Source organism: Microbacterium sp. NPDC055910 (assembly GCF_042271185.1).
GTDB lineage: Bacteria > Actinomycetota > Actinomycetes > Actinomycetales > Microbacteriaceae > Microbacterium.
The window spans coordinates 1-17,576 of record NZ_JBHJZS010000038.1 but is presented as its reverse complement, the minus strand read 5'-3'; the positions used below and the strand labels follow the sequence as shown (position 1 = coordinate 17,576).

20 protein-coding genes are annotated in these 17,576 nt (G+C 69.1%); 8 read left to right on the top strand and 12 right to left on the bottom strand.

Annotated elements, in window-relative coordinates:
• The first annotated feature begins 115 nt into the window (after positions 1-115).
• Both ACFC3F_RS13295 and ACFC3F_RS13290 read left to right on the top strand, forming a co-directional pair.
• Positions 116-541: an OsmC family peroxiredoxin gene (locus tag ACFC3F_RS13295; RefSeq protein WP_376130539.1), complete on the top strand. Its 426-nt coding sequence runs from the start codon at positions 116-118 to the stop codon at positions 539-541.
• Positions 534-1,454 (top strand): TIGR01777 family oxidoreductase, encoded by a 921-nt coding sequence (locus tag ACFC3F_RS13290; RefSeq protein ID WP_376130536.1) that lies wholly within the window; start codon positions 534-536, stop codon positions 1,452-1,454. Before ACFC3F_RS13295 ends, ACFC3F_RS13290 begins: the two co-directional genes overlap by 8 nt.
• Here the strand turns inward: ACFC3F_RS13290 and ACFC3F_RS13285 are convergent, their stop codons facing one another.
• The 5 genes from ACFC3F_RS13285 to ACFC3F_RS13265 all read right to left on the bottom strand — a co-directional run bounded on the left by ACFC3F_RS13285 (position 1,455) and on the right by ACFC3F_RS13265 (position 6,946).
• Complete coding sequence (locus ACFC3F_RS13285; protein ID WP_376130533.1) at positions 1,455-1,895, bottom strand: hypothetical protein; 441 nt, start codon at positions 1,893-1,895, stop codon at positions 1,455-1,457.
• Complete coding sequence (gene dapB, locus ACFC3F_RS13280; protein WP_376130530.1) at positions 1,892-2,632, bottom strand: 4-hydroxy-tetrahydrodipicolinate reductase; 741 nt, start codon at positions 2,630-2,632, stop codon at positions 1,892-1,894. Before dapB ends, ACFC3F_RS13285 begins: the two co-directional genes overlap by 4 nt.
• Positions 2,633-2,724: 92 nt before the next feature.
• Positions 2,725-3,327, bottom strand: a complete 603-nt coding sequence (locus ACFC3F_RS13275) for a histidine phosphatase family protein (RefSeq protein ID WP_376130527.1) — start codon at positions 3,325-3,327, stop codon at positions 2,725-2,727.
• Between the two features lie 85 nt (positions 3,328-3,412).
• Positions 3,413-4,453 (bottom strand): aldo/keto reductase, encoded by a 1,041-nt coding sequence (locus ACFC3F_RS13270; protein ID WP_376130525.1) that lies wholly within the window; start codon positions 4,451-4,453, stop codon positions 3,413-3,415.
• 234 nt (positions 4,454-4,687) lie between these two features.
• Positions 4,688-6,946 (bottom strand): polyribonucleotide nucleotidyltransferase, encoded by a 2,259-nt coding sequence (locus tag ACFC3F_RS13265; RefSeq protein WP_376130522.1) that lies wholly within the window; start codon positions 6,944-6,946, stop codon positions 4,688-4,690.
• 322 nt (positions 6,947-7,268) lie between these two features.
• On the opposite strand from ACFC3F_RS13265, the gene ACFC3F_RS13260 reads away from it, so the two are divergent.
• Together ACFC3F_RS13260 and ACFC3F_RS13255 are read left to right on the top strand one after the other, a co-directional pair.
• The gene (locus tag ACFC3F_RS13260) at positions 7,269-7,445 is read left to right on the top strand and encodes a DUF5302 domain-containing protein (RefSeq protein WP_376130519.1); all 177 of its coding nucleotides are present in this window, start codon (positions 7,269-7,271) and stop codon (positions 7,443-7,445) included.
• Positions 7,446-7,457: 12 nt separating this feature from the next.
• Positions 7,458-7,592: a hypothetical protein gene (locus ACFC3F_RS13255; protein WP_376130516.1), complete on the top strand. Its 135-nt coding sequence runs from the start codon at positions 7,458-7,460 to the stop codon at positions 7,590-7,592.
• A gap of 98 nt (positions 7,593-7,690) precedes the next feature.
• Here ACFC3F_RS13255 and ACFC3F_RS13250 read toward each other — a convergent pair whose 3' ends face one another.
• Together ACFC3F_RS13250 and ACFC3F_RS13245 are read right to left on the bottom strand one after the other, a co-directional pair.
• Positions 7,691-8,350 (bottom strand): CE1759 family FMN reductase, encoded by a 660-nt coding sequence (locus tag ACFC3F_RS13250; protein ID WP_376130513.1) that lies wholly within the window; start codon positions 8,348-8,350, stop codon positions 7,691-7,693.
• A 1-nt stretch (position 8,351) separates the two neighbouring features.
• Positions 8,352-9,584, bottom strand: coding sequence for an LLM class flavin-dependent oxidoreductase (locus ACFC3F_RS13245; protein WP_376130510.1), 1,233 nt, complete (start codon positions 9,582-9,584; stop codon positions 8,352-8,354).
• A gap of 155 nt (positions 9,585-9,739) precedes the next feature.
• Here ACFC3F_RS13245 and ACFC3F_RS13240 point away from each other — a divergent pair, with 155 nt between their 5' ends.
• Complete coding sequence (locus ACFC3F_RS13240; protein ID WP_376130507.1) at positions 9,740-10,918, top strand: acyltransferase family protein; 1,179 nt, start codon at positions 9,740-9,742, stop codon at positions 10,916-10,918.
• On the opposite strand, the gene ACFC3F_RS13235 is transcribed toward ACFC3F_RS13240, so the two are convergent.
• The gene (locus ACFC3F_RS13235) at positions 10,906-11,370 is read right to left on the bottom strand and encodes a hypothetical protein (RefSeq protein ID WP_376130504.1); all 465 of its coding nucleotides are present in this window, start codon (positions 11,368-11,370) and stop codon (positions 10,906-10,908) included. The two genes, ACFC3F_RS13240 and ACFC3F_RS13235, sit on opposite strands and share 13 nt — an antisense overlap.
• A 74-nt stretch (positions 11,371-11,444) precedes the next feature.
• Between ACFC3F_RS13235 and ACFC3F_RS13230 the strand changes: the two genes are divergently transcribed.
• Positions 11,445-12,461, top strand: a complete 1,017-nt coding sequence (locus tag ACFC3F_RS13230; protein ID WP_376130501.1) for an isopenicillin N synthase family dioxygenase — start codon at positions 11,445-11,447, stop codon at positions 12,459-12,461.
• 185 nt (positions 12,462-12,646) lie between these two features.
• Here the strand turns inward: ACFC3F_RS13230 and rpsO are convergent, their stop codons facing one another.
• Entirely contained in the window at positions 12,647-12,916 is a 270-nt protein-coding gene (rpsO, locus tag ACFC3F_RS13225; RefSeq protein ID WP_376130499.1) for a 30S ribosomal protein S15, read from the bottom strand.
• Between the two features lie 221 nt (positions 12,917-13,137).
• Here rpsO and ACFC3F_RS13220 point away from each other — a divergent pair, with 221 nt between their 5' ends.
• Positions 13,138-14,079, top strand: coding sequence for a DMT family transporter (locus ACFC3F_RS13220; protein WP_376130496.1), 942 nt, complete (start codon positions 13,138-13,140; stop codon positions 14,077-14,079).
• A gap of 63 nt (positions 14,080-14,142) precedes the next feature.
• Here ACFC3F_RS13220 and ACFC3F_RS13215 read toward each other — a convergent pair whose 3' ends face one another.
• The 3 genes from ACFC3F_RS13215 to ACFC3F_RS13205 form a co-directional block, all read right to left on the bottom strand.
• Complete coding sequence (locus ACFC3F_RS13215) at positions 14,143-14,703, bottom strand: YceI family protein (protein ID WP_376130493.1); 561 nt, start codon at positions 14,701-14,703, stop codon at positions 14,143-14,145.
• Positions 14,704-14,854: 151 nt separating this feature from the next.
• A complete protein-coding gene (locus ACFC3F_RS13210; protein ID WP_376130490.1) occupies positions 14,855-15,223 on the bottom strand; it encodes an FKBP-type peptidyl-prolyl cis-trans isomerase in 369 nt (122 codons plus the stop codon).
• A gap of 186 nt (positions 15,224-15,409) precedes the next feature.
• Positions 15,410-16,621 carry a PrsW family intramembrane metalloprotease gene (locus tag ACFC3F_RS13205; protein ID WP_376130487.1) on the bottom strand — a complete coding sequence of 404 codons (1,212 nt, stop codon included), beginning with the start codon at positions 16,619-16,621 and terminating at the stop codon, positions 15,410-15,412.
• Positions 16,622-16,685: 64 nt separating this feature from the next.
• Here ACFC3F_RS13205 and ACFC3F_RS13200 point away from each other — a divergent pair, with 64 nt between their 5' ends.
• On the top strand, positions 16,686-17,552 hold the full coding sequence (locus ACFC3F_RS13200; protein WP_376130484.1) for a fumarylacetoacetate hydrolase family protein: 867 nt from the start codon (positions 16,686-16,688) through the stop codon (positions 17,550-17,552).
• The last annotated feature ends 24 nt before the right edge of the window (positions 17,553-17,576 follow it).

Here is a 17,576-nt window from a genome sequence, read left to right as displayed (position 1 = left end):
ATACCCGCGCCACGGTGCCCGCGGGCTGTCGCCCACCGTCGCGCCGCCGCGCGGGGGTCGTTAGGCTGGCGACGTGGCGTCCGGAGCGCGGAGGCCCCGACCATGGGAGGTTCTGATGACTGTCACGAGCGAAGCCACCACCGCATGGAGGGGCGGTCTGACCGACGGATCCGGCGAAGTCACCTTCGTCTCGTCGGGCCTGGGCACCTTCGACATCAACTGGAAGGCCCGCAGCGAGGGCTCGACGTCGGTCACGACGCCCGAAGAGCTCATCGCCGCGGCGCACGCGTCGTGCTTCAGCATGGCGCTCTCGCACGCTCTGGCGGGCAACGGCACTCCTCCCGACTCGGTCGACACGACGGCATCCGTCACGTTCAAGCCGGGCACGGGCATCACGGGAAGCCACCTCAACGTCAACGCCGTGGTCCCCGGCCTTTCGAGCGAGGACTTCGAGCGCCTCGCCGAAGAGGCGAAGACGGGATGCCCCGTCTCGCAGGCCCTCGCCGGGATCGACATCACCCTCGAGGCGACGCTTGCCTGATTCTCCGACGAACCCGCGGCGCATCGTCGTCGCGGGTTCTTCCGGGCTCATCGGCACCGCCCTCGTCGACAGCCTGCGCGCCGACGGCGTGGAGGTCACCCGCCTTGTGCGGCGGGCGCCTCGCGCGGCCGACGAGATCGAATGGCTGACGGATGCCACGCCCCTCGATCCGGCCGTGCTCGAGGGCGCCGACGCCGTCGTCGGCCTCAACGGGGCGAGCATCGGCCGCTTCCCGTGGACGAAGCGGTATAAGAACACACTGCTGTGGTCGCGGATCACGCCGACCCGCGCGCTGGCCCGCGCCCTTCGCGACCTCGGCGCCGACGCGCCCGCGTTCGTGTCCGCCTCGGCCGTCGGCTGGTACGGCTCCGCCCCCGGCGTCGCGCTCACCGAGGATGCGCCGCGCGGTGAGTCGTTCCTGGCCGATCTGTGCGGCGAGTGGGAGTCCGCGGCGCGTGCGGCCGGAGCGCAGGCGCGCGTCACGACGCTGCGGACCGCGCCCATCGTGCACGCGCGCGGCGTGCTGGCGCCTCTCCTGCTGCTCACGAAGCTCGGGATCAGCGGACCGATCGGCCGCGGCACGCAGGCCTGGCCGTGGATCTCGCTCGATGACGAGGTGCGCGCGATCCGGCACGTGATCGATTCGGGCACGACGGGACCGGTGAACCTGACCGGGCCGACGCGAGCCACGGCGAACGACCTCGGCTTCGCCCTCGCGATGCGCATGAATCGGCCGTACCTGCTGCGCGCGCCGGTTCCGGCCATCAAGCTCGTCCTGGGCGCGGATGCCACGGACGCTTTGCTCACGGCGGACATGCACGTCGTCCCCGATGTGCTCGAGCGCAGCGGATTCCGTTTCCGGCATACGACGGTCGAAGAGGCGGTCGCGGCGGCGGTGCCGGCCGCGATGTGATCAGGCTCGGCGTTCGAGCCGCACCGCGCTGCGCACGGCCTCGCGCGCCCGCTTGCGGTCGCCGGACGCGTCGTACGCGAGGCCGAGGCGGTACCACGCTCGCCAGTCGTCGGGGTGCGCCTCGACGTCGGCGCGGTAGACCGGGAAGACGGCATCCGCTTCGTCGCGCAGCACCCGCCCGCTCGGACGCACGGCGACCTGCTCGGCGGGCAGCGCGTCTTCTTTCTCGAGGCGAGTGCCGAGCTGCTGCGCGCGCACACCGAACCACAGCTCGCGCCCGAGCGCCCACATCGCCACGAGCGGAACGACGACGAGCGCAGCGCCCATCGCGACCCCCAGGGGGTGACCGCTGAACATCAGCTGCACGCCGCGGTATCCGGCGATGACGATGTACAGCACGAGCAGCACCGCCATGACGGCGACACCCAGACGCGCGCTCATGCGCCGACCTTCATGTTCAAGAACGCATCCAGCCCCACGACGACACCCGTCGCGTCGCGGGCAGCGGTCAGGGCGATCCGGATGCCGGGGCCATAGGCCTGCGCCGGCTCGACGGTGTCGTGCACGATCGTGAGCGACTCACCGGGTCCGGACAGGACCGACTCTTGCCGGGCGATGACGCCCGGCCGCCGCAAGGAGTGGACGGGAACGCTCGCGACCTGCTGGCCGCGCGCCCGCTGGTCCACGTGCGGTGCTTCGACGGGGCCGACCTCGGAGCGCGCAGCGGCGATCAGCTCGGCCGTGCGCACGGCCGTGCCGCTGGGCGAGTCGATCTTGGTGTCACGGTGCGCCTCGATGATCTCGGCCGAGGGGAAGAACGGCGCGGCGGCGGCGGCGAGGGCCGACCCGAGCACGGAGCCGATCGAGAAGTTCGGGATGAAGACGGCGCCCGTGCCGGCGGCCTCGACGAGCGGTCGCACGAGCGCGATGCGCTCCGACGACCAGCCCGACGTGCCCACGAGCACGTTGACGCCGCGCTCGATCGCGGCGCGCACGACCTCGATCGAGACGGCCGGGGTGGACGCGTCGACGACGAGGTCGGTGTCGTCGATCTCGTCGAGGGACGATGCCGAGGACAGCACGGCGGTGACCTCGAACCCCTCTTCGGACTCGACCACCTCGCGGATGATGGCACCGAGCTTGCCGGTTCCCCCCACGATGGCCACACGCGTCGTCATATCTTCCATCCTAGGCTTCGGCCCGCGCCGCGGATTCCTCCACGACGCCCCGACGCCACCCGCGGGCACGGCGGCGTGCTCGATGCTGCAGGCTAGATCGGCGGCGGCTCGGGCAGACCGGTGCGCAGTTCGAAGGGCAGGTGCTCGAGGTCGTTGTGCGAGAGCAGCGTCCAGGGTCGGCCCTGCTTCTGCGAGAGCACCGTGAGCCCGCAGTTCGCCTGGTTGAGTGTCATCCAGCGCCACTCCGGCGCTTGCAGCACTTCGCGGACGAACCAGGCGATGACGAAGTTGTGCGTGATGAGCAGTTCGTGCACCTCGCCGCTCTTGCGCACGAGGTACTCGGCGACCGCGTCGCCCATCTGCGCACGGCCCGCCTCGACCTCGGCCTCGGTGACGGCCCCGAAGAAGGGTTCGTAACCGGCAGGGGTGTCCTCGGTCATGCCGGTCGGGAAACAGTCGAACAGCAGTGCCGACGGCTGCGGCGAGAGCGCGGGCATCCGCTCTGCCACGACGCTCGCCGTCTCGGCCGCGCGCATCAGCGGCGAATGCCAGACGGCGTCGAAGGGGACGCCCGATAGCCGGTCGGCGAGCAGAGCCGCCTGACGGCGACCGCGCGGCGACAGCGGGCCATCGGTGAGGCCGTGTTCCGCATCCTGATGCTCGCCATGCCGCACAAGATAGATGTAGTGCGTCACGCTCATCACTCCGTTGAGGGTTTGGGGCCCTGCAGGGCGCCCTTCCACCCTATGTCACGGTTCGCGGGGCACGGCCGCTCATGACTTACTCCGACGCGCGGGCGATGTCGGCCAGCTGCGCACGATTGAGGTTGACGCCGACGCCCTGCACGAGTTCTTCGACGTGGCTCGGGGCGTAGGCGTTGATGATCGGCGCCGTGACGAGCTTCTGCGCGAGCAGCCACGCCACCGCGACGGCGGCATCGGGCACGCCGAGCTCGGCGCCGACGAAATCGAGTGCCCGCAGAGTGCGGTTGCCCCGGCGGTTGAGGTTCGCGGCGATCTGCGCGCCACGCACCGACTGACTCCCGCGCGTGCGCGTGCGATGGCGCCCCGCGAGGAAACCGTGCTCGAGCGCGTGCGACGGCGTCACGGCGATGTTCTGCGCTCCCGCGACGAGGCGCAGGTCGTGGTCGAACTCGTGGCGACGCACGATGTTGAACGGAACGTCAAGCACCGTGACGCGCGGGAACCCGGCCGAGGCGAAGATGCGGGCCTCGACGAGTTGTGCGGCCGTGTATCCGACGGCGCCGATGGCGCGGACCTTGCCCGCCCCGATCAGCCACTCCGCCGTCGCGAGGGTGTCGTCGAGCGGCGCCGTCGCATCCGTCGTCGCGTCGAGGTAGAGCACGTCGATGCGATCCGTGCGCAGTCTCGCGAGCGAGGCTTCGACGGAGCGGACGAGGCTCACCGCGCCGAGGCCGGGATTGTCGGGGTGACCGCCGACCCGCACGGCCAGCACGACGTCGTCTCGCAGTCCGCGGGAGTGCGTCCACTGGCCGATGATGTGCTCGCTGCGCCCGCCCGAGAACCGATCGGAGGTGTGCACGATGTTGCCGCCGCGCTCGACGTAGGCATCGAGGATCTCGTGGCTCGACTCGAGATCGACGTTCCAGCCGAACTCGGCCCCGCCGAGGATCAGCGGGAAGACATCGAGTCCCGACTCGCCCAGCGGCACCCGCACGCCGTGCCCGATGGGCGGGCCCTGCACGGGAATCGGAGCGGAGGGATGCAGGAACGGTGAACCCGGGACCGTGGTCCGGGCCCTCGGCGCGGAGACCTCAGGGCCGCCGCCGAACGCATTCATCTTCCACCCCCGTACACCGGCGTACCGTCGAGGAACCTGCGTGACGTTCGCCCGCTGCACCCCCCGGCGCGTACTTAGAGGGTAAGGCAGAGCACGGACACGACCGCGAGGACGGGCATCCGGTCGGTAAACATTTCATAACGTTCTCGTTGCCGGTGTCGGCGCACACCCCGAAGACGACGGATGCCCGCCCCCGATGTGGGGAGCGGGCATCCGGTCGGACAGCGGAAGGACTCAGTCCTCGGCGGGCGCCTCGGCGGCGGCCTCGGCGGCCTCCTCTTCGACGACGGGCTCGAGCGAGAGCTTGCCGCGGTCATCGATCTTGGTGATGCGGACAAGCAGCTTCTGACCCACCGACAGCACGTCGTCGACGTTCTCGACCCGCTTGCCGCCGGCGAGCTTGCGAACCTCGCTGACGTGCAGCAGGCCGTCCTTGCCGGGCAGGAGCGAGATGAACGCGCCGAACGTCGCGATCTTGACGACGGTTCCGAGGAACTGCTCGCCGATCTCGGGGTTCGTCGGGTTCGCGATCGCGTTGACCTGTGCACGCGCGGCCTCGGCCGCGGGTCCGTCGGTCGCACCGATGTAGACGGTGCCGTCCTCTTCGATCGAGATCTGCGCGCCGGTCTCGTCCTGGATCGCGTTGATCGTCTTGCCCTTGGGCCCGATGAGCTCACCGATCTTGTCGACCGGGATCTGCACGCTGATGACGCGCGGAGCGGTCGGCGCCATCTCGTCGGGGCCGTCGATGGCCGCGTTGAGCACACCGAGGATCGTCAGACGCGCTTCCTTGGCCTGCGTGAGCGCCGCCGAGAGCACCGACGACGGGATGCCGTCGAGCTTCGTGTCGAGCTGGATCGCCGTGACGAACTCGCTCGTGCCGGCGACCTTGAAGTCCATGTCACCGAGGGCGTCTTCGGCGCCGAGGATGTCGGTCAGCGCGGCGTAGCGCGTCTGCCCGTCGACCTCGTCCGAGACGAGTCCCATCGCGATGCCCGCGACGGCCGCGCGCAGCGGGACGCCCGCGTTGAGCAACGACAGGGTCGAGGCGCAGACGGCACCCATCGAGGTCGAGCCGTTCGAGCTCAAAGCCTCGGACACCTGACGGATCGCGTACGGGAACTCCTCGCGCGTGGGCAGCACGGGCATGAGCGCGCGCTCGGCCAGGAAGCCGTGCCCGATCTCGCGCCGCTTCGGGCTGCCGACCCGGCCGGTCTCACCGGTCGAGTAGGGCGGGAAGTTGTAGTGGTGCATGTAGCGCTTGCTCGTCGTGGGCGACAGCGAGTCGATCTGCTGCTCCATCTTGAGCATGTTGAGCGTCGTGACGCCGAGGATCTGCGTCTCGCCGCGCTGGAAGATCGCCGAGCCGTGCACGCGCGGGATGACCTGGACCTCGGCATCGAGCGCGCGGATGTCCGCGAGACCACGACCGTCGATGCGGGCGCCTTCGGTGAGGATGCGGCCGCGCACGATCTTCTTCGTGACGGACTTGTACGCCGCCGAGAACTCCAGCGGAGCCGCGGCGGGAAGCTCGTTCGCTTCGGTCGCCGCGATCAGCTCAGCCTTGACGCGGTCCTTGAGGGCGTCGTCAGCGGAGTTGCGCTCGGTCTTGTCGGCGATCTGGTAGATGCCCGCCAGCTCGTCGTGCGCGCGGGTCGCGACGAAGTCGTAGACCTCGGAGCTGTACGGCGGGAAGACGGGGTAGGGCTGGATCTCCTTCGCCGCCGAGTTCGCGAGCACGTTCTGCGCCGCGACCAGCTCGGTGATGAACGGCTTGGCCGCTTCCAGACCCTCGGCCACGACCTCTTCGCTCGGCTTGGTGGCGCCGGCCTTGATGAGGTTCCAGCTGTTCTCGGTCGCCTCGGCCTCGACCATCATGATCGCGACCTCGCCGTCGGGGCGAACACGGCCCGCGACCATGAGGTCGAAGACGGCCTGCTCGACCTGCTCGGCGTTGGGGAACGCGACCCACTGGTCGGCGTGCTCGCCCTGGCCCGGGATGAGCGCGAGACGCACGCCGGCGATCGGGCCGGAGAACGGCAGGCCCGAGATCTGAGTGGACATCGACGCGGCGTTGATCGCGAGGGCGTCGTAGTACTCGCCCGGTGCGATCGAGAGCACCGTGATGACGATCTGGACTTCGTTGCGCAGCCCCTCGACGAACGACGGGCGCAGCGGCCGGTCGATCAGGCGGCAGACCAGGATCGCCTCGGTCGAGGGACGACCCTCGCGCCGGAAGAACGAGCCGGGGATCTTCCCGGCGGCGTACGAGCGCTCCTCGACGTCGACCGTCAGCGGGAAGAAGTCGAAGCCTTCGCGCGGGTGCTTTCCGGCACTCGTGGCCGAGAGGAGCATCGTCTCCTCGTCGAGATAGGCGGCGACTGCGCCCTGTGCCTGCTGTGCGAGGCGTCCGGCCTCGAACCGGATCGTGCGGGTGCCGAAGCGTCCATTGTCGAGGACGGCTTCGGAAGCGGTGATTTCAGGACCTTCCAAGAGGTCTCTCCTTCTTTGTTTAGGCTCGCGGGTCCGTGTGACGCGCGAGCTTCGCGAAGGAGCAGGAACAGGCAGATTATCGGCGCACGCGAAGATTCCGCGAGACCGCCTGCGCTGGCCACCAGGAGAAAGTCACCCGGCGCACGATGCGACGAGGAACCCACTACAGGGGACCAGCTTGCTGCCGGCCTGCTCCATGAGCTCATGTTGAATTGAGCGGATGCCGCATGGGCAACCTCATCGAGCCTACCAGTGCGGCGGGGCGGTATCCTCTGCGCGTCCCGTGTGGCGTCGTGCTGTCGGCCGTGGGAAGGTGGGGAGCATGAGCACCGACGACGCAACCACCCCCTCCGAGGAGATGAAGCGCAAGTTCAAGGAGGCGCTCGAGAAGAAGAACGCGCATCATCGCGAAGGCGAGGCGCACCTGGACGGTGATTCGGCCGTCCACGGCACGCACTCCGCGAAGACCAAGCGCGAGTTCCGGCGCAAGAGCGGCTGAGGAGGCACGACCGTGGTTTTCGATCCCACCTTCAACGAGATCTCGAAAGAGGCAGACGAGCTGCCCGACCTGAACGGTTCGGACGGCGAGCCGCCGTTCGAGGGCGAACAGCCCGCCGACGATCTTCCGCCCTTCGGCAAGGAGTGACGGCGCCTCTGTCGCCGACCGCCCGTGAGTCCAGCCTCCCACGGCTCGAGAGCGCGTGGGAGAGCTGAACAGCGGGTGGCGGTGAACCTCGCCGCGGACTACTCCCCCGCGAGACCACCCAGCAGGTGTCCGAAGGAGCGGCCTTCTCCGAGGTAGTTCGCGGGGTCGAACGGATCGCTCGATGTCGCCGGCGCCTTGCGTGCGATGGCCTCGGCCAGCTCGCGCGCACCGCGCTCGATGCGTGCGGCCAGCGGCGCGACGTCGTCTGCCGCCGCGCCCCAGTCGCTCGACGCGGCGAAGACCCCCGTCGACACGGGCTCGGTGTGCAGGTAGGCGAACAGCGGCCGGATCGCATAGTCGATCGCGAGCGAATGACGGGCCGTTCCGCCGTTGGCCCCGATGAGCACGGGCTTTCCGGCCAGGGCGTCGGGATCGAGCACGTCGATGAACGACTTGAACAGGCCCGAATAGCTCGTCGAGAAGATGGGCGTCACGGCGATGACCGCGTCGGCTGAGACGACGGTGTTGATCATCGACTCGAGCGGAGCCGGCGCGAAGCCGGTGAGCAGGTTGTTCGTGACGTCGTGCGCGTAGTCGCGCAGCTCGAACGTGTCGAACGTCGCCTCGATCTGCTGCCCATCGCGCAGCGCCGTCGCGGTCGCGGCGACGAGCCGGTCGGCGAGCATGCGCGTCGACGAGGGATTCGACAGTCCTGCCGAGACGACGGCGATCCGTCGAGGTGCGGTGCTGCTGGTCATGTCAGGCCTCCTGCCGTGTCGCGGCCGCGCCGAATGCCGAACCGACCGGCGCCGGGGCGTCCTGGTACGGCGAACCGCCCGTGAGGTTGTCGCCGCGGTTGGCTGCGGGTCGCGCTTCGCGCGCCGGCCCGTCGCCGTAGATCGCCGTGACGCGCGCCGCGTGGGTCGGTGCATCCGGAACGTCGGCGGGGCGGTTCTGCTGGAGTTCCCGGCGCAGCACGGGCACGACCTCGCCGCCGAGCAGGTCGAGCTGCTCGAGCACCGTCTTGAGCGGGAGCCCCGCGTGGTCCATGAGGAACAGCTGACGCTGGAAGTCGCCGTACAGGTCGCGCATGCCGGCGTACCGGTCGATGACATGCTGCGGCGACCCGACCGTGAGCGGGGTCATCTCGCTGAAGTCCTCGAGGCTCGGTCCGTGGCCGTAGACGGGGGCGTTGTCGAAGTAGGGGCGGAACGCGCGCACGGCGTCCTGCGAGTTCTTCGCCATGAACGCCTGCCCCCCGATGCCCACGATCGCCTGTTCGGGCGTGCCATGGCCGTAGTGCGCGTAGCGCTGTCGATACAGCGCGATGAGGCGCTGGTAGTGCTCGGCCGGCCAGAAGATGTTGTTCGCGAAGAAGCCGTCGCCGTAATAGGCCGCCTGCTCGGCGATCTCAGGCGTGCGGATCGAGCCGTGCCAGACGAACGGCGCGACGCCGTCGAGCGGGCGCGGCGTCGACGTGAAGCCCTGCAGGGGCGTGCGGAACTTGCCTTCCCAGTCCACGACGTCCTCGTGCCACAGGCGGTGCAGCAGGTTGTAGCTCTCGATCGCGAGCGGCAGGCCCTGCCGGATGTCCTTGCCGAACCACGGATAGACGGGGCCGGTGTTGCCGCGCCCGAGCATGAGGTCCATGCGGCCGCCCGAGAGGTGCTGCAGCATCGCATAGTCCTCGGCGATCTTCACGGGGTCGTTCGTCGTGATGAGCGTCGTCGCCGTCGACAGCACGAGCCGCTCGGTCTGCGCCGCGATGTAGGCCAGCGTCGTCGTGGGGCTCGACGACCAGAACGGCGGGTTGTGGTGCTCGCCCAGCGCATAGACGTCGAGTCCGACGGCTTCGGCGTGGCGGGCGATCGTGACGGCGTCGCGGATCTTCTCCGCTTCGCTCGGGGTCTGTCCCGTCGTCGGGTCCTGCGTGATGTCGCTGACCGAGAAGATGCCGAACTGGATGCCCGACCCGGTGGTGTTGTCGCTCACGATCCCTCTTCCGTCTCCGAGTGTCTTCGACACCCATTATGTATGCACGTGAATGTAATCGGTCCAACGCGGTGGCGCACGGGATATTCCCGACGGATGCCGCGACCCCCGGCATCCGCGAGATGTCGGGCCCCAGGATAAGCTGACGACGCGTCATGACGGATCCCTCGAATGCGGCCGCCGCCGCCCAATCGCGCTCCCCCGCGACGGGGACGATCGATTCCCCGCGCCCGAAGCCGCGCACCCCGTTCTGGGACAACGCCCGCTTCGCGTGCATCGTGCTCGTCGTGCTCGGCCACGCGATCCAGCGGCTGACGTACGACTCCGACATCGCGCTCGGCCTGTATCTCGTCGTGTATGCGTTCCACATGCCGGCGTTCGCCATCATCTCGGGCTACTTCTCGAAGTCGGATTCGCCGGGCGCCCGGCAGATGGCGCGCGTCATCACCGACATCCTGGTGCCGTACGTCATCTTCGAGACGCTGTGGACCCTGACGAAGTGGCTCGTCGAGGGGCAGGCCAATCCCAACCCGACGCAGCCCTCGTGGACGCTGTGGTTCCTGCTCGCGCTCGGGATCTTCCGGCTCGTTCTGCCGTACCTCGCGCTGCTGCGCTGGCCGCTGGCGTGGACCGTCGCGATCTCGATCGGCGCGGGGTATCTGCCCAACGTCGATTCGACCTTCTCACTGTCGCGCACGCTCGGACTGCTGCCGTTCTTCGCGCTGGGCTGGTGGCTGCGCGAACGCGGCATCGTCGAACGGCTCGGACTGCTGCGGCGGCGCCCGTGGTGGACGATCGCCGCTTCGATCGCCGTGTTCGTCGTCGCGGGGCTGACCGCGTGGCTGCTGATCGACACGTGGCGCGACATGAACCTGCGCGAGTGGCTGTTCTACAACGACAACTACGCCACGCTCGGCGGCACCGAGTGGTGGGCCGGCGGCGTGCGCCTCGCCCTGATCGCCGTCGCCCTCGTGCTGTGCACGGCGTTCTTCGCGCTGCTCCCCCGCGAGGCGCGCTTCTGGACGCACTTCGGCCAGTACACGATGTACGTGTACCTGCTGCACTCCTTCGTGCTCTACCCCTTCCGCGAGTCGGGCGTGCTGCGCAACCTCGAGCCGACATGGCTGTGGTTGCCGATCGTCGTCGTCGCATCGGTGCTCATCGCGCTGGGCTTGGCGACCAAGCCTGTGCGATTCGTGTTCCGGCCGCTCATCGAGCCGCGGCCCGCGTGGCTGTTCGCCGACAGGTCGCTCGCCCGCCGCGAGAAGCGTGGGACCGACCCGACCGGATCTCGCCGCTCACGCAAGCGGCGGCATCCGCTTCACGAGCGCTGAATCGCCTCGGGCGCGAGTCGGATGCCGCGGGCCACACGCACGATCCACACGACGAGCAGCAGCACGATCGCGACATCGGCGGCGATGTAGCCGTAATGAAGCCACGACGGCCCCGGGTCGCCGCCCGCCATCACGATGTCGCTGCGCGCGTTGAGGGCCGGCCGGATGAGCAGTGTCTGCACCGCGAGCACGACCCACAGGGCGCCCAGCTGCGCCCAGCCGGCGCGGTCGATGCGCGGCACGGGGATCGCCACGAGCGTGAGGGCGACCAGCAGTACCCAGCCCGCGATGGCGAGCGCCGTGAAGACGAGGCGTCCGACCCCGAGCCCCAGCGGAAGAGTGATCCCGGGCGCGAGGAACTTCAGCGGCGTCTCGATGAACGACAGCCCCACGATGAGGCCGAGCCACAGCGTGGGGACGATGAGACGCAGAACGAGCAGCAGACGGGGCATGACTTCCACGGTACTGCGCCATCCGGAGGTGAAACATTGGCCCGCGGGGTGGCGAATCCATTTACGCTCGACACATGAGCGACCTGAACCTGCCCGTACTCGACCTCTCCGAGCTCGACAAGGGGCCCGAAGCGGCGGCGTGCTTCCGCGACGACCTGCGGGCCGCGACGCACGAGGTCGGCTTCTTCTATCTGGTCGGCACCGGGATCCCGGCCGATCTCGAGGCACGCCTGCATCAGGCGGCGATCGACTTCTTCGCCCTTCCCGAAGAGGACAAGCTCGCGATCGAGAACCTCAAGAGCCCGCACTTCCGCGGCTACACCCGCATCGGCGGCGAGCTGACGCAGGGGCGCATCGACTGGCGCGAGCAGATCGACATCGGGCCCGAGCGCGAGGCCGTGACCGACCCCGACGCGCCCGACTTCGCCCGCCTCATCGGACCGAACCTGTGGCCCGCGGCTCAGCCGGAACTGCGCACGGTCGTCGAGGAGTGGCAGGAGCACCTCAGCCGCGTCGCCCGCAAGCTGCTGCGCGCGTGGTCGCTCGCGCTCGGCGCCGACGAGACCCACTTCGATCAGCATTTCGGTGAGCCGGCGACGCTCATGAAGATCGTCCGCTACCCCGGCAAGGACGACCCGACGCCGCAGCAGGGAGTCGGCGCGCACAAGGATGCCGGCGTGCTGACGCTCCTGTGGGTCGAGCCCGGCAAGGGCGGCCTGCAGGTCGAGCGCGACGACGAATGGGTCGACGCGCCGCCCGTGCCCGGCGCCTTCGTCGTCAACATCGGCGAGATGCTCGAGTACGCCACGCAGGGATACCTGACCGCGACCAACCATCGCGTCGTGTCGCCGCAGGCGCCCGACCACCGCATCTCGGTGCCGTTCTTCTTCAACCCCGCCCTCGACGCGCAGCTGCCCGTCATCCAGCTGCCGCCCGAGCTCGCCGCCGAGGCCCGCGGCGTGGCCCAGGACCCGGACAATCCGATCCACGACCTGTACGGCGAGAACGCGATCAAGTGGCGCCTGCGCGCTCACCCCGATGTCGCGGCCATCCACCACGCCGACCTCGTCGCCGCCCGCTCCTCCTCCTGACGCCGCCCCGCGGCATCCCGCACCTGACCGCGGGTGGAACGAACGAAGGCCTCCCCACACCGTGGGGAGGCCTTCCAAGAATGTTCTGCGCGATTGAACGCTGGTCGAATGCCTTATCGACGCAGACCGTGTCTCGATACGCGCCTCAGAGAGGCACGACTCGACGAACAGTCTCGGTCTTCGCCTTAGCGGCGCAGACCGAGACGCTCGATGAGCGAGCGGTAACGGTTGATGTCGATGTCCTGGAGGTAACCCAGGAGACGGCGGCGCTGACCGACGAGCAGGAACAGCCCACGACGCGAGTGGTGGTCGTGCTTGTGCTGCTTCAGGTGCTCGGTGAGGTCCTTGATGCGCTGCGTCAGCATCGCGACCTGCACCTCGGGGGATCCGGTGTCACCGGGGTGCGTCGCGTACTCTTCGATGATCGCCTTCTTGACGTCTGCTTCCAGTGCCATAGATTCGATCCCCTCTCTGCTTGTTGCGCGGTGCCCGTCACCTGATGTGCGAGCTCTCTTCATCCGCGGCCGATCCAACGGCAACCTCCAGAGTCTACCAGCGTTGGCGGACGAGCGGATGCCGCGCCCCGGCCGCAGCCGGACGGACACGCGACAGCGGATTTCGGACGACGCATCCGGGGCCGGACCGGTACCGCCCCGGCGGGCCCTAGAGTCGCTCCGTGACCACGACGCTGTCCTCCCCTCCTGATGCGCCGACGACGAGCTCGAACGCCTCGATCGCGGTGCAGTTCGTGCTGTGCGGCCTGGTGTGGGGATCGAGCTTCCTGTTCATGAAGGTCGCCCTGGAGGGGATCTCGCCCGCGCAGGTCGTGTGGTCCCGGCTCATCCTGGGCGGCCTCACGCTCGGACTGTTCGTGCTCCTGCGTCGCGACCGGCTCCCCCGCCGGATCGGCGTGTGGCTGCACATGACGGTACTCGCCGTGTCGTTCTGCGTCGTGCCGTTCATGCTCTTCTCGTGGGCGCAGCAGCACGTGACGAGCGGTCTCGCGAGCATCTACAACGCCACGACGCCGCTCATGACGGCGGTCATGGCCTGGCTCGTCTTCCGTGTCGAGAAGCTGCGCCCGGGCCAGATCGCGGGCATCGTGCTCGGCATCCTGGGCGTCATGCTGATCATCGCGCCGTGGCAGGGGCTCGACTTCTCGCAGAGCGTGATCGCCCAGCTCGCGATCCTCGGCGCGACGGCCTGCTACGGCTTCAGCCTCGCCTACATGCGACGGTTCGTCTCGAACACGGGCATGAGCCCGCTCGTGTTCTCGTTCCTCAACATCGGGATCGCGGCCGCGATCATGGCACTGCTCACACCCGCTCTCGTACTGACCCCCGTCGCCCTCGATCCATGGGTCGTCGCGAGCGTCCTGCTCCTCGGCTGCGTCGGCACGGGCGTCGCATACGTGTGGAATCAGAACACGCTGCGCGCGTGGGGGCCGACGCGCGCGTCGACCGTCACCTACATGTCACCCGTCGTCGGGGTCGTGCTGGGCATCATCGTGCTCGGCGAATCGCTCGGCTGGAACGAGCCGATCGGAGCGCTCGTCGTGTTCGCCGGCATCCTGCTGGTGCAGGACCGCCTGAAGCCCATCCGACGCGCCCGGACATGACGAACGGGCGGATGCCGCTCCTCGGCGCCGTCGGCGCGCTGCGGCATCCACCCGTTCGAAGGCTCACTCGCCCTGGAGTGCACCCTGCAGGTCGAGCGTGATCGTGACGTCCTTGCCGACGAGCACGCCACCGGTCTCGAGCGCGGCGTTCCAGGTGAGGCCGAAGTCCTCGCGGTTGATGACGGTCTTCGCCGTCGCACCAGCTTTGTAGTTCCCCCACGGGTCCGACCCGAAGCCGCCGAAATCGAACTCGAACGTGACGGGCTTGGTCGTGCCGCGGATCGTGAGGTCGCCGTCGACCAGGAAGTCATCGCCCTCGAGGCGGACACCCGTCGAGACGAAGTCGATCGTGGGGTAGGTCTCGACGTCGAAGAAGTCGGCGGAGCGCAGGTGCTGATCGCGGCCGTCGTCCTTCGTCGACAGCGACGCGGCATCGACCTGGGCCGTGACGGTCGTCTCGAGAGGGTTCTCAGGGGCGACGATCGTGGCGCTCTTGACGCCGAAGGCGCCCCGGACCTTGGAGATCATCATGTGGCGGACGCTGAATGCGACCTCGCTGTGGGACGGGTCGAGGACCCAGGTCCCGACCTTGTAGCCGGGGATCTCGGTGGTGGTGACGGACATTCTTCTCCTCCATGTGCTCGGCCGACGATTGCGGCATGTGAAGGTCAACGCCCCGGCGCGGCAGATCTATTCCCCTGCATGGAAATTTCTTTCCCGCGGAACGACGAAGGCGGATGCCGCGTGGGCACCCGCCTTCGTCGAGGTCAGGTCGTCAGGCGACGTCGATGAGGTCGATGACGAAGATGAGCGTCTTGCCGCCCAGGAAGTGGCCTCCCGCGGGACCGTACGCCAGGTGCGGCGGGACGACGAGCTCGCGACGACCGCCGACCTTCATGCCCGGGATGCCGTCCTGCCATCCCTGGATCAGCCCGCGCAGCGGGAACTGGATGCTCTCGCCGCGGCCCCATGACGAGTCGAACTCCTCGCCGGACTCGTACTCGACCCCCGCGTAGTGGACGGTCACGGTGTCGCCGGGCTGGGCCTCGGCGCCGTCGCCGGTGATGATGTCACGGATGACGAGGTCGGTCGGAGCCGGACCCTCGGGTGCGTCGATCTCGGGCTTGGTGCGGTCGTCAGTCATGCATCCATCCAACCGTGCGAGCACGCGGTGGTCAATGTGAGCAGCGGGACGAACTCAGCGCCCGGTGCCGCGGCGATGCCTGCGTGTCCAACCGGGCGCTGAGTTGATCTGCCCTCAGCTTGCCCAGCGCTCCAAACTCTGTCAATACCCCCTCGGCGGCCGTCGCCTGCCGTCGCGTGATGCGGATCAGGGTGCGAACAGCGCGGCGCGCGCGGCGGCCGTGCGGGCGAGCAGGACGTGCTCGTCTTCGCGGGCGTGCGGATCCCGGCCCGTGATCGCCCGCTGCCGCGCAGCCGCAAGGGCCGTGGCATCCGAGATGAAGTCGCGCATGAGGGGTCGCCGATCGCCGCGCAGCGTCGCCGCCCATGCGAGAGCGGCTCTGCGCCCGGCCGATGTCGCCAGCATGTCGGCCTCTTGCGGCGTGAACCACCCGGCCGTGGCGTAGTCGCCGAGGCGCGCACGCGTCAGCCGCGCTTCTTCTCGTCGCAGGGCGACCACCCCGAGGATGAACACGACGAAGAGGGGCACCTGCAGCGTCCAGTACAGCGCGAAGAAGTCGCCGAGCAGCGCCGAGCCGTTCCACAGGGCGTGCAACACGATCGCGCCCGCGAGACCGAGCAGCAGCGGGCCGAGGGCGGCACGCGCCGGCACTCCGCGGCGGGCGGCGAGGCCCAGCGCGAAGCCCGTCACCGCGGTGAACATGACGTGGGCGAACGGCGAGAGGATGCCGCGCACGAAGAACGTGACCGACGTGTCGGCTGCGCCTCCCTCGATCAGACTGACCGCGAAGTACTGGATGTTCTCGGTGAAGGCGAAGCCGGCGCCGACCAGCGCGCCGTAGACGACACCGTCGACCGGTCCGTCGAACGCCCGGCGCGCCGAGGCGAAGATGAGGAACAGGCCGAGGCCCTTCGCGACCTCCTCGACGATCGGCGCCTGGATGACCGCCGACGCGACATCGGAGTCGAACACGCTTCCCGCCCCGAAACCGACCACGAGCAGCAGGTCGACCCCGAGCGCGATGCCGACCGCGGCGATCGCACCCCACGCGACGGCGAAGACCACCAAGCTCATCGGCTCGGGCTCCCAGCGGTCGACGATGCGGATCGCCACGAGCACCCCGGCGAGCGGGATGAGCGCGAGCACCATGCCGACGATCGACGCACCCGGGCCGAGGGCATTCAGAAAGTACGCGACGAGGGCGACGAACACGACGATCAGCAGCCCGATCGCCCAGACGGGCGCCGAACGGCCCTTGCGAGGCCGCACCGGAAGAACGGCCGGGATCGCCTCGACGGGAGGGATCGCCGCCGGTGCCGCGTGGGGCGGTTGAGCCAGTGACGACGCGAACTCGGGCGGCGTCAGCGAAGGGCGCGGACGGGTGGGGTCCATCGTCATGCGCACCAGCCTATGTGCCCGCCACACGCGGCCGATGTCGCTGCCGGCGCGGTAGTTTAGAAGGATGCGTTTTGCCCACGTGGTCGCTTCTGGCGCCACTCGACCCCAGCTCGCCATCGTGGAAGACGCGGAAGCCGTCATCGTCGAGGACCTCTTCCCCGGAGCCCCCCGGGTGCTCGAGGACCTCATCGCGGGCGGAGACGACCTGCTCGACCGGGTGCGCGAGGCGAATCGCACGTCAGCCACGCGGCATCCGCTCGTCGATGTCGGTTTCGCGTCGGCGCTGCTCACCCCGCCCGTCGTGCTCGCGGTCGGGCTCAACTACGCGGCGCACTCGAGCGAGCTGGGGCTGAAGACGGACTCGACGCCGACCGTCTTCGTGCTCTGGCCGAATTCCCTCGCGGCGCACGACGCGACCGCCGTGTGGCCGCGCTCGCTGAGCGAGTCCGTCGACTACGAGGCCGAGCTCGGCGTCATCATCGGCCGCGCGGCGAAAGACGTCTCTCCCGAGGACGCCCTCGACCACGTGTGGGGCTACACCGTCGTCAACGACATCACGGCGCGCGACATCCAGTACTCCGAGGCGCAGTGGTCACGCTGCAAGTCGTTCGACGGCTTCACGCCGACGGGCCCGTTCGTCGTGACCGCCGACGAGATCCCCGATCCGCAGGATTTGCGCATCTGGACGGTGCTGGACGGCCACACGATGCAGGATGCCACGACCGGCCAGATGGTCCGGCCCGTGTCCGCCCTGGTCTCGCACCTGTCGAAGTCGGCGACGCTTCTGCCGGGCACCCTCATCTCGACGGGGAGCCCCGGCGGTGCGGGCTACAGCCGCGACCCGCAGGTGTTCCTGCGCGACCGCTCCACCGTCACGGTCGGCATCGACGGGATCGGCGAGCTGACGACCCACTGCCGCATCCTGGACTGACGTGAAAGGGCGACCCGCTCACGC

What these genes read in the sequence shown, in the direction of transcription:
- ACFC3F_RS13295 (WP_376130539.1), top strand. Translation starts at nt 116, where the DNA reads ATGACTGTCACGAGCGAAGCCACCACCGCATGGAGGGGCGGTCTGACC.
- ACFC3F_RS13285 (WP_376130533.1), bottom strand. Translation starts at nt 1,895, where the DNA reads ATGAGCGCGCGTCTGGGTGTCGCCGTCATGGCGGTGCTGCTCGTGCTG.
- dapB (WP_376130530.1), bottom strand. Translation starts at nt 2,632, where the DNA reads ATGACGACGCGTGTGGCCATCGTGGGGGGAACCGGCAAGCTCGGTGCC.
- ACFC3F_RS13270 (WP_376130525.1), bottom strand. Translation starts at nt 4,453, where the DNA reads ATGAATGCGTTCGGCGGCGGCCCTGAGGTCTCCGCGCCGAGGGCCCGG.
- ACFC3F_RS13260 (WP_376130519.1), top strand. Translation starts at nt 7,269, where the DNA reads ATGAGCACCGACGACGCAACCACCCCCTCCGAGGAGATGAAGCGCAAG.
- ACFC3F_RS13250 (WP_376130513.1), bottom strand. Translation starts at nt 8,350, where the DNA reads ATGACCAGCAGCACCGCACCTCGACGGATCGCCGTCGTCTCGGCAGGA.
- ACFC3F_RS13240 (WP_376130507.1), top strand. Translation starts at nt 9,740, where the DNA reads ATGACGGATCCCTCGAATGCGGCCGCCGCCGCCCAATCGCGCTCCCCC.
- ACFC3F_RS13235 (WP_376130504.1), bottom strand. Translation starts at nt 11,370, where the DNA reads ATGCCCCGTCTGCTGCTCGTTCTGCGTCTCATCGTCCCCACGCTGTGG.
- ACFC3F_RS13230 (WP_376130501.1), top strand. Translation starts at nt 11,445, where the DNA reads ATGAGCGACCTGAACCTGCCCGTACTCGACCTCTCCGAGCTCGACAAG.
- rpsO (WP_376130499.1), bottom strand. Translation starts at nt 12,916, where the DNA reads ATGGCACTGGAAGCAGACGTCAAGAAGGCGATCATCGAAGAGTACGCG.
- ACFC3F_RS13215 (WP_376130493.1), bottom strand. Translation starts at nt 14,703, where the DNA reads ATGTCCGTCACCACCACCGAGATCCCCGGCTACAAGGTCGGGACCTGG.
- ACFC3F_RS13210 (WP_376130490.1), bottom strand. Translation starts at nt 15,223, where the DNA reads ATGACTGACGACCGCACCAAGCCCGAGATCGACGCACCCGAGGGTCCG.
- ACFC3F_RS13205 (WP_376130487.1), bottom strand. Translation starts at nt 16,621, where the DNA reads ATGACGATGGACCCCACCCGTCCGCGCCCTTCGCTGACGCCGCCCGAG.
- ACFC3F_RS13200 (WP_376130484.1), top strand. Translation starts at nt 16,686, where the DNA reads ATGCGTTTTGCCCACGTGGTCGCTTCTGGCGCCACTCGACCCCAGCTC.